Origin of the sequence: Octadecabacter dasysiphoniae, from assembly GCF_021532615.1 — a bacterium.
In the GTDB taxonomy this organism is placed as follows: Bacteria; Pseudomonadota; Alphaproteobacteria; order Rhodobacterales; family Rhodobacteraceae; genus Octadecabacter; species Octadecabacter dasysiphoniae.
Genome location: NZ_JAKGAQ010000002.1, coordinates 453,829 through 467,500, shown reverse-complemented (window position 1 = coordinate 467,500; position 13,672 = coordinate 453,829). Strand labels below are relative to the sequence as shown.

General features: G+C 52.8%; 9 protein-coding genes, 1 tRNA gene and 2 rRNA genes (1 of these 12 cut by a window edge). All 12 read left to right on the top strand.

Annotated features, from left to right (window positions below; all coding sequences use genetic code 11):
* Nucleotides 1-2,296, top strand: a 23S ribosomal RNA gene (locus L0664_RS09205); it begins 538 nt to the left of the window's first position.
* A 122-nt stretch (nucleotides 2,297-2,418) separates the two neighbouring features.
* Nucleotides 2,419-2,533 (top strand): 5S ribosomal RNA (gene rrf, locus L0664_RS09200).
* Between the two features lie 66 nt (nucleotides 2,534-2,599).
* A tRNA-Met gene (locus L0664_RS09195) sits at nucleotides 2,600-2,676 on the top strand.
* 787 nt (nucleotides 2,677-3,463) lie between these two features.
* Nucleotides 3,464-5,506: a hypothetical protein gene (locus tag L0664_RS09190; RefSeq protein ID WP_235225442.1), complete on the top strand. Its 2,043-nt coding sequence runs from the start codon at nucleotides 3,464-3,466 to the stop codon at nucleotides 5,504-5,506.
* A gap of 76 nt (nucleotides 5,507-5,582) precedes the next feature.
* Nucleotides 5,583-5,924: an SRPBCC family protein gene (locus tag L0664_RS09185; RefSeq protein WP_235225440.1), complete on the top strand. Its 342-nt coding sequence runs from the start codon at nucleotides 5,583-5,585 to the stop codon at nucleotides 5,922-5,924.
* Between the two features lie 343 nt (nucleotides 5,925-6,267).
* Entirely contained in the window at nucleotides 6,268-6,891 is a 624-nt protein-coding gene (locus L0664_RS09180; protein WP_235225437.1) for a hypothetical protein, read from the top strand.
* Between the two features lie 48 nt (nucleotides 6,892-6,939).
* Nucleotides 6,940-7,869: an ABC transporter ATP-binding protein gene (locus L0664_RS09175; RefSeq protein WP_235225434.1), complete on the top strand. Its 930-nt coding sequence runs from the start codon at nucleotides 6,940-6,942 to the stop codon at nucleotides 7,867-7,869.
* Nucleotides 7,866-8,627, top strand: coding sequence for an ABC transporter permease (locus L0664_RS09170; protein WP_235225429.1), 762 nt, complete (start codon nucleotides 7,866-7,868; stop codon nucleotides 8,625-8,627). Before L0664_RS09175 ends, L0664_RS09170 begins: the two co-directional genes overlap by 4 nt.
* 43 nt (nucleotides 8,628-8,670) lie before the next feature.
* A complete protein-coding gene (locus L0664_RS09165; protein ID WP_235225422.1) occupies nucleotides 8,671-9,459 on the top strand; it encodes a S49 family peptidase in 789 nt (262 codons plus the stop codon).
* 162 nt (nucleotides 9,460-9,621) lie between these two features.
* Entirely contained in the window at nucleotides 9,622-10,605 is a 984-nt protein-coding gene (locus L0664_RS09160) for a calcium/sodium antiporter (RefSeq protein WP_235225419.1), read from the top strand.
* Entirely contained in the window at nucleotides 10,605-11,375 is a 771-nt protein-coding gene (locus L0664_RS09155; RefSeq protein ID WP_235225412.1) for an SDR family oxidoreductase, read from the top strand. Before L0664_RS09160 ends, L0664_RS09155 begins: the two co-directional genes overlap by 1 nt.
* A 299-nt stretch (nucleotides 11,376-11,674) precedes the next feature.
* The gene (gene uvrC / locus L0664_RS09150) at nucleotides 11,675-13,540 is read left to right on the top strand and encodes an excinuclease ABC subunit UvrC (RefSeq protein ID WP_235225409.1); all 1,866 of its coding nucleotides are present in this window, start codon (nucleotides 11,675-11,677) and stop codon (nucleotides 13,538-13,540) included.
* The last annotated feature ends 132 nt before the right edge of the window (nucleotides 13,541-13,672 follow it).

Here is a 13,672-nt window from a genome sequence, read left to right as displayed (position 1 = left end):
ACCGAACGCCTACAATCAGTTGGAGGGCCCTTGAGGCCTGACAGCGTACCTTTTGTATAATGGGTCATCGACTTGGTCTATCTAGCAAGCTTAAGCCGTTAGGTGTAGGCGCAGCGAAAGCGAGTCTTAATAGGGCGAATGAGTTAGGTGGATCAGACCCGAAACCGAGTGATCTAGGCATGACCAGGATGAAGGTAAGGTAACACTTACTGGAGGTCCGAACCCACACCTGTTGAAAAAGGTCGGGATGAGTTGTGCCTAGGGGTGAAAGGCCAATCAAACTCGGAGATAGCTGGTTCTCTGCGAAATCTATTTAGGTAGAGCGTCATCCGAATACCCCGGGGGGTAGAGCACTGGATGGGTAATGGGGCCCCACAGGCTTACTGATCCTAACCAAACTCCGAATACCCGGGAGTACTAGATGGCAGACACACTGCGGATGCTAACGTCCGTAGTGGAGAGGGAAACAACCCTAACCTACAGCTAAGGCCCCTAATTCATGGCTAAGTGGGAAAGCAGGTGGGACGACCAAAACAACCAGGAAGTTGGCTTAGAAGCAGCCATCTTTTAAAGATAGCGTAACAGCTCACTGGTCTAAATAAGTTGTCCTGCGGCGAAGATGTAACGGGGCTCAAGCCATGAGCCGAAGCTTAGGATGCACATAGTGCATGGTAGCAGAGCGTAGTGTGAAATAATTCCATGCGTCCTTAACTTCCTTCGGGGAGTATTGGACGCAAGGAGTTTTCGATGAAGCCGGCCTGTGAGGGATCCGGTGGAGAGATCACTAGTGAGAATGATGACATGAGTAGCGACAAACAGGGTGAGAGACCCTGTCGCCGAAAGTCCAAGGGTTCCTGCTTAAAGCTAATCTGAGCAGGGTAAGCCGACCCCTAAGGCGAGGCCGAAAGGCGTAGTCGATGGGAACCTGGTTAATATTCCAGGGCCAGATGGTAGTGACGGATCTCGAGGGTAGTTCATCCTTATTGGATTGAATGGGCTGCTTAGAGGTTCCAGGAAATAGCTCCATCATTAGATCGTACCCTAAACCGACACAGGTGGACTGGTAGAGAATACCAAGGCGCTTGAGAGAACGATGTTGAAGGAACTCGGCAAAATACCTCCGTAAGTTCGCGAGAAGGAGGCCCAGTTTCTACGCAAGTATTGACTGGGGGCACAAACCAGGGGGTGGCGACTGTTTACTAAAAACACAGGGCTCTGCGAAGTCGCAAGACGACGTATAGGGTCTGACGCCTGCCCGGTGCCTGAAGGTTAAAAGGAGGAGTGCAAGCTCCGAATTGAAGCCCAGGTAAACGGCGGCCGTAACTATAACGGTCCTAAGGTAGCGAAATTCCTTGTCGGGTAAGTTCCGACCTGCACGAATGGCGTAACGACTTCCCCGCTGTCTCCAACATCGACTCAGCGAAATTGAATTACCTGTCAAGATGCAGGTTTCCCGCGGTTAGACGGAAAGACCCCGTGCACCTTTACTACAGCTTCGCATTGGTATTAGACACAACATGTGCAGAATAGGTGGTAGGCTTTGAAGCAGTAACGCTAGTTATTGTGGAGCCTCCTTTGAGATACCACCCTTGTTTTGTTTGATATCTAACCGCGGTCCGTTATCCGGATCCGGGACCCTGCGTGGTGGGTAGTTTGACTGGGGCGGTCGCCTCCTAAATAGTAACGGAGGCGCGCGAAGGTTGGCTCAGACCGGTCGGAAATCGGTCGTTGAGTGCAATGGCAGAAGCCAGCCTGACTGCGAGACTGACAAGTCGAGCAGAGACGAAAGTCGGTCATAGTGATCCGGTGGTCCCGAGTGGAAGGGCCATCGCTCAACGGATAAAAGGTACGCCGGGGATAACAGGCTGATACTGCCCAAGAGTCCATATCGACGGCAGTGTTTGGCACCTCGATGTCGGCTCATCTCATCCTGGGGCTGGAGCAGGTCCCAAGGGTATGGCTGTTCGCCATTTAAAGAGGTACGTGAGCTGGGTTTAGAACGTCGTGAGACAGTTCGGTCCCTATCTTCCGTGGGTGTAGGATATTTGAGAGGAGTTGCCCCTAGTACGAGAGGACCGGGGTGAACGTTCCACTGGTGGATCAGTTGTCGTGCCAACGGCAGTGCTGAGTAGCTATGAACGGACAGGATAACCGCTGAAGGCATCTAAGCGGGAAGCCCCCCTCAAAACAAGATATCCCTGAGGACCGAGGTAGACTACCTCGTCGATAGGCCAGAGATGTAAGTGCAGCAATGCATTCAGTTGACTGGTACTAATGGTCCGATAGGCTTGATTTGATCCAGTAGAAGCAAGGCACGCCTTGTTATACTGATTGATGAAAGTCACACATTACACACACAACAACAGTTCAGCGTACGCTGACTTGGACAACGCCCGATATTGTAAATTCTTTTCTTGGTTTGGTGGTCATAGCACGAGTGAAACACCTGGCTCCATTCCGAACCCAGCCGTTAAGCACCGTTGCGCTGATGGTACTGCGTCTTAAGACGTGGGAGAGTAAGTCACTGCCAAACCTAGTAAAGAATTTACCCTAAACGGGTGTTTGTATCTCTCTTCGATGACTAAATCGACTTAGGTAGCGCGGGATGGAGCAGCCCGGTAGCTCGTCAGGCTCATAACCTGAAGGTCGTAGGTTCAAATCCTACTCCCGCAACCAATAAAAACACCGCTTTCCCGATGGGTTGGCGGTTTTTTTGTGCTTAGTCGCTTGTGTCGTGTTGAGAATCCGGAATTTCATCGAAATTAGATGACGGAAATCTATAGCGCAAACGCGTGTAAGTTCTTTACTGAAGTCGACTGGTTGAGATCGTCTCTCATTGTTCAGACTCGACTGCCCCTAAACTCGGGGTACCGCTCTTTGTCGATCGAAGGGTGTCGGGTTTCATCTGAATTCATAGAAAAGATCAAGTCGGGAACCAGGAAGACGACGCGGCACTGAATGATGCCCTAGCGGCACGCGGATATTTGCGCCAGAAAAAGGGATGAACTCATGAGAACGTTGGACGCGGCCAACGTGCCGGGTGACAGGACCGAAAGCCACGGTGGCTTCGACAACGATTGAGCAAGGCTCTATGCGCAATCTGACGCGGCTGCTAGTCGAACAGCCGGAGTTGCATCGCAGAATCGGCCGATGGTCTTTTTCAGATAGGGTTCGAACGACATCTTGGAAACGGGTGGTGTCAGTATCCCGGCTTGCTGTGTGGGGTTCTAACTGAATTCGGCCATAGATTTCATGGATGCATCTGGGCGATCTGTTCTCGTTCTGGGCAACCAATGTGCCAATCTCAGACAAATGTGGCCCCAAATTGGACAAAGCGCCAAAAGGGGGTTCTCCGATGTCTTCCTTCAGCTTGTTATCAACCGAAAGACGATCCACGGGTTGGAGGTTGGAACTGCTGATCTCCATCGTCAGCGGCGGCTACGAGCGCCCTTCGGCAAAATAAATGACGCGAAATGGAGAACTCAAAATGGGCTGGACGGAAGAAGCGGGCGTTGAGGAAACTGACGTCATCAACAGTGGTAATAATGATAATATTATCTGGAATGACGGCGCATCATTTGTTGATGAAATGGACGTGATTGCAGGCGAGGCACCGGCTTTGACCACTGATGTTATCAGTGGCGGTGACGGCGACGATCAGATCCACGGCTCAGTCGCCTCTGACACCCTTTATGGTGGGGACGGGAATGATACTCTTTACGGGAACGACGGCGACGACACCGTGTACGGCGACAGTGGCGCGGATGCGATGTATGGCGGCGATGGCCAAGATCAGATCTACGGCGGCACCGGCGACGATACCCTAAACGGAGAGGAAGGCAGCGATACTCTGTCAGGTGGCGACGGGAACGATACTCTGTTCGGCGGTGAAGGTGACGACACGTTTATTATCTATGAGGACGACAAGGCCTATGGCGGGGCTGGCACAGATGTCCTTGATGTAAGGGGTTTGGGTCATTTCACTGTAACCTACGACGTAGATTCCACCACCGACGGTGTCCTCGACTTTGAAAGCGGGGCGCAAGTTACTTTCGAAAGTATCGAAAAAATTCTGCACACCTTTCCTGTTATGGCTGGGCTGCCGAGTTCTGTAACCGTCACTGAAGATGAAGCCACTTTTCTCGACCTATCCAGCCTGACCCTGAGTGATCTGGACACGACGGATGACATCACGATCACCTTGCAAGTCAGCGAAGGCACATTGACTGCGCCGAACATCCCTGCTGTGACCTTGAGCGGCAACGGCACATCTGAGCTGACCGTGACTGGGCCCATTGATGTTCTTAATTTTTATCTGGGTTACTTCGTGGAATACACTGGCTTGCCGGATGCCGCTGGAACGGCAGCGGCAACGATGACCATCACGGGTGATGATGGCCAAGGGGAAATAGCACTGGGCGCCGTTGATATTGACATCACGGCGGTTAACGACGCACCCGTTCTCAATATGCCATTGGAAGACCAGTACTATGCGGAGGACACCTTCGTATCCTTCTTTTTACCAACCGATGCATTTGCAGATGTGGACAATACGGATTTGGAATTGGTGTTTTCAGCGACCCTCGCCGATGGCAGTGAACTACCGGACTGGCTGAATTTCTTGGAATTGCAGCCCATACCACCTTTCGAAACATCTGACGTCGTTACAAAAGATTACTTCTTCGAAGGCACGCCTCCGCAAGACTATTTCGGCACGATTGAGATTGAAGTCACTGTCAGTGATGGCCGCGAGTCAGTTGCCGACACGTTTGAGCTGGTGATCACCCCGGTCGATGATCCGATGACACTGTCAACGTCCGACGAAGGTGGCACGTTGGTCGGCGGTGAGGCGGACGATACACTGACGGGTTTTAGCGGCGACGATACTATCTATGGCAATGGAGGTGCGGATACGATCACGGATCGGGGCGGTAATAACGTCATTGATAGTGGCGATGGGAACGACGTCGTGCTGATAGAGGCGCTGATTTTTTACAACTGGGCGATGGGGACGAATACGGTGTCTGGCGGGGAAGGCGACGATTTAATAATTGGGGGGTACGGGGATGAGGAGGATATACTGAAAGGTGACGCGGGTAACGATGTGATCATCGGTGACAGGTGGTCCGATGTTGGCGGCAACCCGTGGATCGATGTCGCCGGCCAGCAGGATCAGATCATAGGCGGCGCCGGGGATGATTTGCTCGAAGGGAAAGGCGGGGCCGATACATTTATCTTCAACGTCAATGACGGAAACGACACCATCGGAAGTTTGAGTAATTATGATTCCTTAAACGTATATGATGTCACCGTGATTGGCGCAGACTTCGTTAGCGGCGTCGATATGATTTGGCTTCAAGGCTTTGATTTGATCGATGCTGCAGAGGCAATGGCACAGGTCACAGATGTTGAAGGTGTCGCAATCTTTTCGGCCGAAGGCACCACAATCACTTTTGCCGGATTGACGAAGTCGGACCTATCCTCGGACGATTTCCTTATTGTTTAGGAAAGGCTGGCCTTGATCGCGATCTGATCGAGGCGGCAGATGAAGACGTTGTTGTAATGTAATCGGGTTGCCTGTTTTGCGATCTTCTAATACCTGCGCTTATCCAGACGCGCCGTCGACGGGCGAGGGCACGCTCGATATCGACACCATCATCCCGACGGGCAACGACGCCTGTGTCTCTAAATGCGTGATGCTTGCACCCGAGGCGCCCAAATCCGAAAAAGCCGGACGGTATTGGGGCCAGAACGACGACGTAATCCAAACCGTCTTTAACGACGACTTGGAGATCGGTGAGAACATCCAGAAAGGTCTGGTCGCGGGGGCGAACACCGAAATTCTGTTTGGCCGCTACGAAATCGGACTGCACCTTGGGACTAACGCGATTCACGACGCGCTCGAAGGCCGTTTGTCAGCCTAGAGTCGCGTATAGTTTCAGCGGGTGAGGCGACCGACGTCGCTTAGCGTTGTATGGCCGAATTGTCGTGGACAAGACCGGTAAGGCGGCGCTGTTTCTGATCTGAACCGTAATACATGTCCGTTCTTGGTGGATATTTTTTGCGTTTTTTCATCTGTTTCACTCAGGCTTTGAACTGGGCGGCAAAACAGATCATATCTGTCCAACATGGTAGCAAAAATCATCGGGGTTTGAGATGGATTTGGGAGACGAAATTTACTCAGGCGGCTTTTTCACCCTGATGCGGCGTTTGGAAAAGACCAAACGCCCCTTTGACACCCCTTCTAAATACCTACCACCCGTTGATGTGGATTTGAACGTAGTCAAAGAAACGGTCACGCCTGCTCCGATGGACGTGGTTGCAACCGATTTACCGCTGGTCGATCTACGGAGATTTCAGTTTCAGACAGAATTTCAGGGTCAGAGCGAACTCTTGTGCCTTCACGGCATGCTTATTGCAATTCTGCGCCGTAATTCGCCGCCCCCCGACGCGTTGTCGCTTTTTCTTCGGCTATGGAAGGAACACGGTCGTTGGCTCGCCAAGGAACTTCCTCTGCGGTGGAAAATATCGGCGGCCACGACGTTCGGGGAATGTGGTGCAACTTTGGAACAGCGCGCTCTCGGGATGGGGTTGTCGATCCTGTTTGACTCGATCAAGCTTCATGAAAGTGAACGCCGTTTATCAGGACAAAGCCCCGATGTGCCGTTTCGAACGGAACCTTTGAAAGACGCACCGCAAATTGCATTTGGATTGGCGTCTTATTCCCTCAAGAAAGGTGATATGGACCGCAACATGCTTGCCCGCCTTTACGCGATATCCGAAAATGATACCGTCATCTTCCCGTTGGCGCGTTCGATGTTGATGCAGGTTATGTCTGACAGAAAAACAGTTTTCGCGCGTCTGGAAAAAATTAAGAACCATCACACATAAGCACTGTAGCGCTGTGAAATGCCCGTTCGGGGAGCAAAGGAAACAATCATGACCACCATTGTCGACGTCTGCGGACTGACCAAGCGTTACGACGGCGGGTTCGAAGCCCTCAAGAACGTTGATTTAAGCATCGCACAGGGTGAAATCATCGCGCTGCTTGGGCCAAACGGTGCGGGGAAGACAACGTTGATCTCAACGATTTGTGGCATCACGCGCGCGACTGAAGGGACCGTTACCATTGGCGGGCATGATAACGTTACGGAATTTCGTGCCGCCCGCAATCTCGTCGGTCTCGTTCCGCAGGAAATTAACCTCGAACCGTTTGAAAAAGTTATCAATACAGTTCGTTTTTCCCGTGGCCTGTTCGGTAAGGCTCCCAATGATGCATATCTCGAAAAGGTGCTTCGCTCGCTCTCTCTTTGGGACAAGAAAGATTCCAAAATTATGGAGCTGTCTGGGGGAATGAAACGCCGTGTTCTGATTGCCAAAGCACTGTCGCATGAACCTCGGGTTTTGTTTTTGGATGAACCCACAGCCGGTGTTGATGTAGAGCTGCGTAAAGACATGTGGGATGTGGTGGCCGATCTGAAAAAAGACGGTGTGACGATCATCCTGACCACCCACTACATCGAAGAAGCCGAAGCGATTGCCGACCGGATTGGCGTAATCGCAAAGGGGGAAATTCTTTTGGTCGAGAACAAAGACGATCTCATGACGCGCATGGGGCAGAAGACGCTGAAGGTGGATTTAGCCACGCCGGTGACGACGATTCCAGACGTCTTAAAAGACTATGATCTCGTGATCGAAGGCGATGGTTTGCTGTATTCATACGACACAAAGACGGACCGCACTGGTATCACAGGGCTATTGGCTGACCTACAAAAGGCCGGGTTGAAGATGACCGACTTGCAAACGCGGCAGTCTTCGCTCGAAGAAATTTTTGTGTCCCTCGTCGCACAACGGGAGGATGCAGCATGAATCTCCAGGCAATCCGTTCGATCTATCTTTTTGAAATGGCACGGTTCTTTCGAACTCTGATGCAGAGCTTCATAAGCCCCGTCATTTCCACATCTCTCTATTTTGTCGTTTTCGGGACGGCCATCGGCTCGCGTATCGAAAGCGTTGAAGGCGTCGGGTACGGGGCGTTCATTGTCCCCGGCCTCATCATGTTATCTGTCATGACACAGGCAACATCCAACGCGTCTTTCGGCATCTACTTTCCGAAGTTTATCGGGACAATCTACGAACTGCTTTCTGCGCCAGTCAGCTTTCTAGAAATCACTGTCGGTTACGTCGGCGCGGCGGCAACGAAGGCGATGTTCATCGGTATTGTCATTCTTGCGACATCTTTCCTGTTTGTTGATTTCACCATCCAGCACCCTCTGGCGATGATCGCATTCCTCACGCTTACGTGTCTTAGCTTTTCACTGCTGGGGTTCATTATCGGTATCTGGGCGGGAAATTTTGAACAGCTTCAACTTATTCCCCTTCTGATTATCACCCCCCTCGTATTCCTCGGGGGCTCGTTCTATTCGGTTTCGATGCTTCCGCCGATCTGGCAGACAATCACGATGTTTAACCCCGTTGTGTATCTGATTTCGGGCTTTCGCTGGTCGTTCTTCGGCACCGCAGACGTGTCCATAGGCCTAAGCCTTTTTGCGATCACAGTGTTCACGGGCATCTGTCTGGCCGTCATCGCGTGGATATTCCGCACCGGTTGGCGCATCCGTCAATGATGGTGGCCTTGTCTACCCACCTGTCGCGGCCTAAATGATTGTCATGAAACGCTGGATCCCCTTTCTGAAATCAGACCCGACTGTTGCCGTCATCCGCCTGCAAGGTGCGATTGCGTCTTCGGGCCGCGCGCTGAATGATTGCGGACTTGCCGATAGCATTGAAAAAGCATTCCGCAGTAAACCAACCGCTGTGGCGCTCGAAATCAGCTCTCCCGGTGGGTCGCCGGTGCAATCGTCGCTTATCGCGTCGCGGATCAGACGTTTGGCGGACGAAAAAGAAATCCCCGTTTATGCGTTCGTCGAAGATGTCGCTGCGTCGGGGGGATATTGGCTCGCGACGGCGGCGGATGAAATCTATATCGACGCAGGGTCCATCGTTGGATCAATCGGGGTGATTTCGTCGGGCTTTGGGCTTACGGGAACATTAGAAAAAATCGGCGCAGAACGGCGTGTTTATACCGCTGGCAAATCCAAATCGATGCTGGACCCTTTTCAGGAAGAAAAGCCCGCAGATGTGAAGCGCCTTAAGGGGCTGCTGGATGATATTCATGTGCTGTTCAAAGATCACGTGGCCGCACGCCGCAACGGGAAACTGTCGAATAAGGATCTGTTTACCGGTGAAATATGGGTTGGCCAGAAATCGATAGATGTCGGCCTCGCTGATCATATTGGCCACATGGTTCCGACAATGAAAACCCGTTTTGGTGAAAAGGTGAAATTCCGGCGTTTCGGCCAAAAGAAATCGATCCTTGGTCGTTTCGGCGCGCAGATCATCGACGACGCGGTGACGGGCATTGAAGAACGCGCCGCCTATGCGCGATTTGGCCTGTAAATGATCTTCAAAATAGTTTCTTTATTTCTGGTTGGTATGGCCGTCTTGGCGATGTTCGGTAAACTGACCGTACCAGGTATAAAGCGGATCACGGATGCGAAATGCCGCCGGTGTGGAAAATTCACATTCGGCAAGAAATGCGACTGTAAGGAACGGAAATAAATGCCCGATTGGCTGTCATTGCCTGCAGGTCCAGTGACCGACTGGGTTTATACGATTCTTGGCCTGGTCTTGCTGTTGCTGGCGGGTGATAGCCTTGTGAAAGGGGCGGTGAATCTGTCCTTGCGCCTTGGTGTGCCTGCGCTGATCGTTTCGTTGACCATCGTTGCATTCGGCACCTCGGCGCCTGAATTGCTGATCTCAATTCAGGCGATTTGGGACGGTGTTCCGGATCTTGCGCTTGGTAATGTCGTTGGGTCCAACACCGCCAATGTACTGCTTGTTCTTGGTGTGCCCGCATTGATCGCGGTGATGCACACCAGCGGCTGTGACACGCGGGCGAGCTACCTGCAGATGATTGCCGCGACATTTCTGTTTATCGCTCTGGCCTATCGCGGCCAGTTTGATTGGATGTCGGGTATCATCCTGCTCGCCGCCCTTGCTGCGATGTTGATCCATGCTGCGGTTGCGGCAAACCGACACCGCAAAGCCGGGATGGAGGTTGAGGACGACCTCGAGGATCTTGAGGGCGCTGACCCTGACTTGCCTTGGGCCAAAATCATTCTGTTCCTTGTGCTTGGTCTGATTGGCCTTCCTTGGGGCGCGAACCTGTTGGTTGACGGGGCGTCTAACATCGCACGTGACTACGGTATTTCTGATGCGGTGATCGGTCTGACGTTGGTTGCCATCGGCACGTCCCTCCCGGAACTCGCGACGACTGTCATGGCGGCTTTGCGCAAACAGGCGGACGTTGTGTTAGGAAGCGTCATCGGATCAAACCTGTTCAACCTTCTTGGCATTATCGGCGTTGCGTCCCTTGTGGGCACAATCCCTGTAAATGAAACGTTCTTTGCGTTTGATTTCTGGGTGATGCTGGGCGCGTCACTGCTATTGATCCCATTCGTATTCCTGAAAATGGACCTTACGAAGATTTGGGGCGTCATCCTGTCCGCGCTCTACATCGCTTATCTGTTTGTGGTGCTGTGATGCCTGCTGCGCTGGTGACAGGCGGTGCGGCGCGGCTCGGAAAGGCGATGGCCTTGTATCTTGCGTCGCGTGGCTATGCTGTCGCGGTGCATTATAATTCAAACAAAGCCGCGGCCGAAGCCGTCGCCGCACAATGCGGTAACGGGTCAATCGCGCTTCAGGCGGATTTGCTGGACGAAACAGAGACACAAGATTTACTGCCGACTGCGGTGCGCCAATTGGGGCAGCCTGTGACAGTACTGGTGAACAACGCCTCAATTTTTGAATATGACACTGTTCAAACCGCCACGAAAACCAGTTGGGACCGCCACATCGGATCCAACCTGCGGGCGCCATTTGTGTTGACGCAGGCGTTGGCGGCGCAAGCTCCTGATGCTACGCTAGATGACGCTGACGAACCTGTCGCGTCGTCCCTTGTGGTTAATATGATTGATCAGAGGGTCCGCAAACTCACACCCGAATTTATGACCTATACAATTGCCAAAATGGGGCTGTGGGCGTTCACGCAAACGGCAGCCCAAGGCCTAGCACCGCACGTGCGCGTGAATGCCATTGGGCCCGGTCCGACCCTTCGTGGTGCACGTCAATCGCAAGATCATTTTGACCGCCAGCGCGACAATACCGTTTTGAAACGTGGTGCTAACCCGTCTGACATCACCGCAGCATTAGGATATTTTCTAGATGCGCCAGCCGTCACAGGGCAACTTTTGTGCGTTGATGGTGGGCAGCATCTGGGATGGCAGACACCCGACGTTCTTGGCGTTGAATGACTCTGACGATTTTGTATCAGGTGAAGTTGTGCACTGCCCTAGGGTGACGTTAAGAATTATTTATTTTTCCTTAACAAATTCAATTACTTGCCAAACGGTCTAAAAAATATCCATAAAAATCAATTCACTACAGTTGTGCTTAAAAATTAGGCAGTCCAGTGAAGTATTAAGAAAACAAAGATATTTTGCGACTCCAGTGGTTTTGCCCACGAGGTTATCCACAGGAAACGGGGGTATGTTTCCTCTTGATTAGGGGTCTTTGCCATTGCAGCGGGGGCTGGGAATCATAGGTTAGGCACATGGGCACAGAACCGAACAGTATCAGTACCGGACATGAGGTGATCCAAGGCTATCTGCGCACGCTCGATGGGTCGCCAGGGGTGTACAGGATGCTCGATTCCGAAAGCCGCGTTTTGTACGTGGGCAAGGCGCGCAGCCTAAAGAACCGTGTCAGTAATTACGCACGACCATCCGGCCATTCCGCCCGCATCGCGACAATGATCAGCCACACCGCGTCGATGATGTTTCTGACGACGAACACCGAAACGGAGGCGTTGCTGCTTGAACAAAACCTGATCAAACAGCTCAAACCTAAGTACAACGTACTGCTGCGCGACGACAAATCATTCCCGAATATCCTGATTTCCGGTGATCACGATTTCCCGCGCATTGAAAAGCATCGTGGTGCAAAAAAGAAAAAGGGTACGTACTTTGGCCCCTTCGCCAGTGCCGGGGCAGTGAACCGCACGCTGAACACGTTGCAACGTGCGTTCCTTTTGCGCAATTGCAGCGACAGTGAATATGACAGCCGCACGCGCCCGTGTTTGCAACACCAGATCAAGCGTTGTGCCGCACCTTGCGTTGGTAAGATCGCGCAAGATGATTACAAACAGCTGGTGAAGGACGCGGAACGGTTTTTGACAGGCAAGTCGACGGAAATGCAATCGACACTTGCTGCGCGGATGAACCAAGCGTCAGAGGATATGGAATTCGAAAAGGCCGCTGCCCTGCGTGACCGCATCAAGGCGTTGACCCAAGTTCAAACCGCGCAAGGCATCAATCCGCGCGGCGTAACAGAGGCCGACGTGATCGCGCTGCACCGCGATGGTGGGCAGGCCTGTGTGCAGGTGTTCTTTATCCGCGCGAACCAAAACTGGGGTAACCGCGATTACTACCCGCGCGTGTCGGGTGATGAAGACGCGACCGAGGTGATGCAGGCTTTCGTTGGTCAGTTCTACGGGGATCGTGAACCGCCCCGGATGTTGCTGCTGTCCCACGGGCTAGACGATGAAGATCTTGTTGTGGAAGCGCTGTCAGAAAAGGCGGGCCGTAAGGTTGAAATCCTCGTGCCACAGCGCGGCGAAAAGGCAGAGCTGGTTTCAGGCGCGGCACGGAACGCCCGCGAAAGTCTGGGCCGCAAGATGTCTGAAACCGCCACGCAAGGGCGGTTGCTGCGCGGCCTCAAAGAGGCTTTCGATCTTACGAATGTGCCCCAACGGGTCGAAGTGTATGATAACTCTCACATTCAGGGCGCGTTTGCCGTTGGTGCGATGATCGTTGCGGGGCCCGAAGGGTTCGACAAAAACCAATACCGTAAATTCAATATCAAGGGCGATGACCTGACGCCGGGTGATGATTTCGGCATGATGAAAGAGGTCCTGACGCGCCGTTTCAAACGGCTGCTGAAAGAAGATCCTGATCGTGAATTGGGCACTTGGCCCGGCTTGTTGTTAATCGACGGCGGTGCGGGGCAAGTCAGTGCTGTGCGTGAAATCATGACAGAATTGGGTGTAGGCGACGTGCCAATGGTTGGCGTTGCCAAAGGCCTTGATCGCGATCACGGCAAAGAAGAATTCCACCGCACGGGCAAGCCGGTCATGGCGTTGCAGCGCAATGATCCGGTCCTTTATTTTGTGCAGCGCATGCGCGATGAGGCGCACCGTTTCGCGATCGGGACGCACCGCGCCAAACGATCCAAGGCGATTGGTGCGACGCCGCTTGATGATGTGCCGGGCGTGGGCGCCACGCGCAAACGGGCGTTGTTGCAGCACTTTGGATCAGCCAAAGCGGTTGGGCGTGCTGCCTTGGCGGATTTGAAAGCGGTGGATGGCATTTCGGCCAATATGGCGGAAACGATTTATGGCTACTTTAACGAGAAGGGCTAACGTCTGGTTCGAATTTGCTGCGCAAATCCGACAAAAGGGGGACTAGTCCCCCCGTCCTGCGGACTCCCCCTAGAATATTTATGAAGCTCAGACGGGGAATCAGGGAGTGGCGCGTGAATTTGAATGGGAGTA

Bases quoted from the DNA above. Each gene is read 5' to 3' on its own strand.
- L0664_RS09190 (WP_235225442.1), top strand. From the start codon at position 3,464: ATGACGCGAAATGGAGAACTCAAAATGGGCTGGACGGAAGAAGCGGGC.
- L0664_RS09155 (WP_235225412.1), top strand. From the start codon at position 10,605: ATGCCTGCTGCGCTGGTGACAGGCGGTGCGGCGCGGCTCGGAAAGGCG.
- L0664_RS09160 (WP_235225419.1), top strand. From the start codon at position 9,622: ATGCCCGATTGGCTGTCATTGCCTGCAGGTCCAGTGACCGACTGGGTT.
- L0664_RS09165 (WP_235225422.1), top strand. From the start codon at position 8,671: ATGAAACGCTGGATCCCCTTTCTGAAATCAGACCCGACTGTTGCCGTC.
- L0664_RS09170 (WP_235225429.1), top strand. From the start codon at position 7,866: ATGAATCTCCAGGCAATCCGTTCGATCTATCTTTTTGAAATGGCACGG.
- L0664_RS09175 (WP_235225434.1), top strand. From the start codon at position 6,940: ATGACCACCATTGTCGACGTCTGCGGACTGACCAAGCGTTACGACGGC.
- uvrC (WP_235225409.1), top strand. From the start codon at position 11,675: ATGGGCACAGAACCGAACAGTATCAGTACCGGACATGAGGTGATCCAA.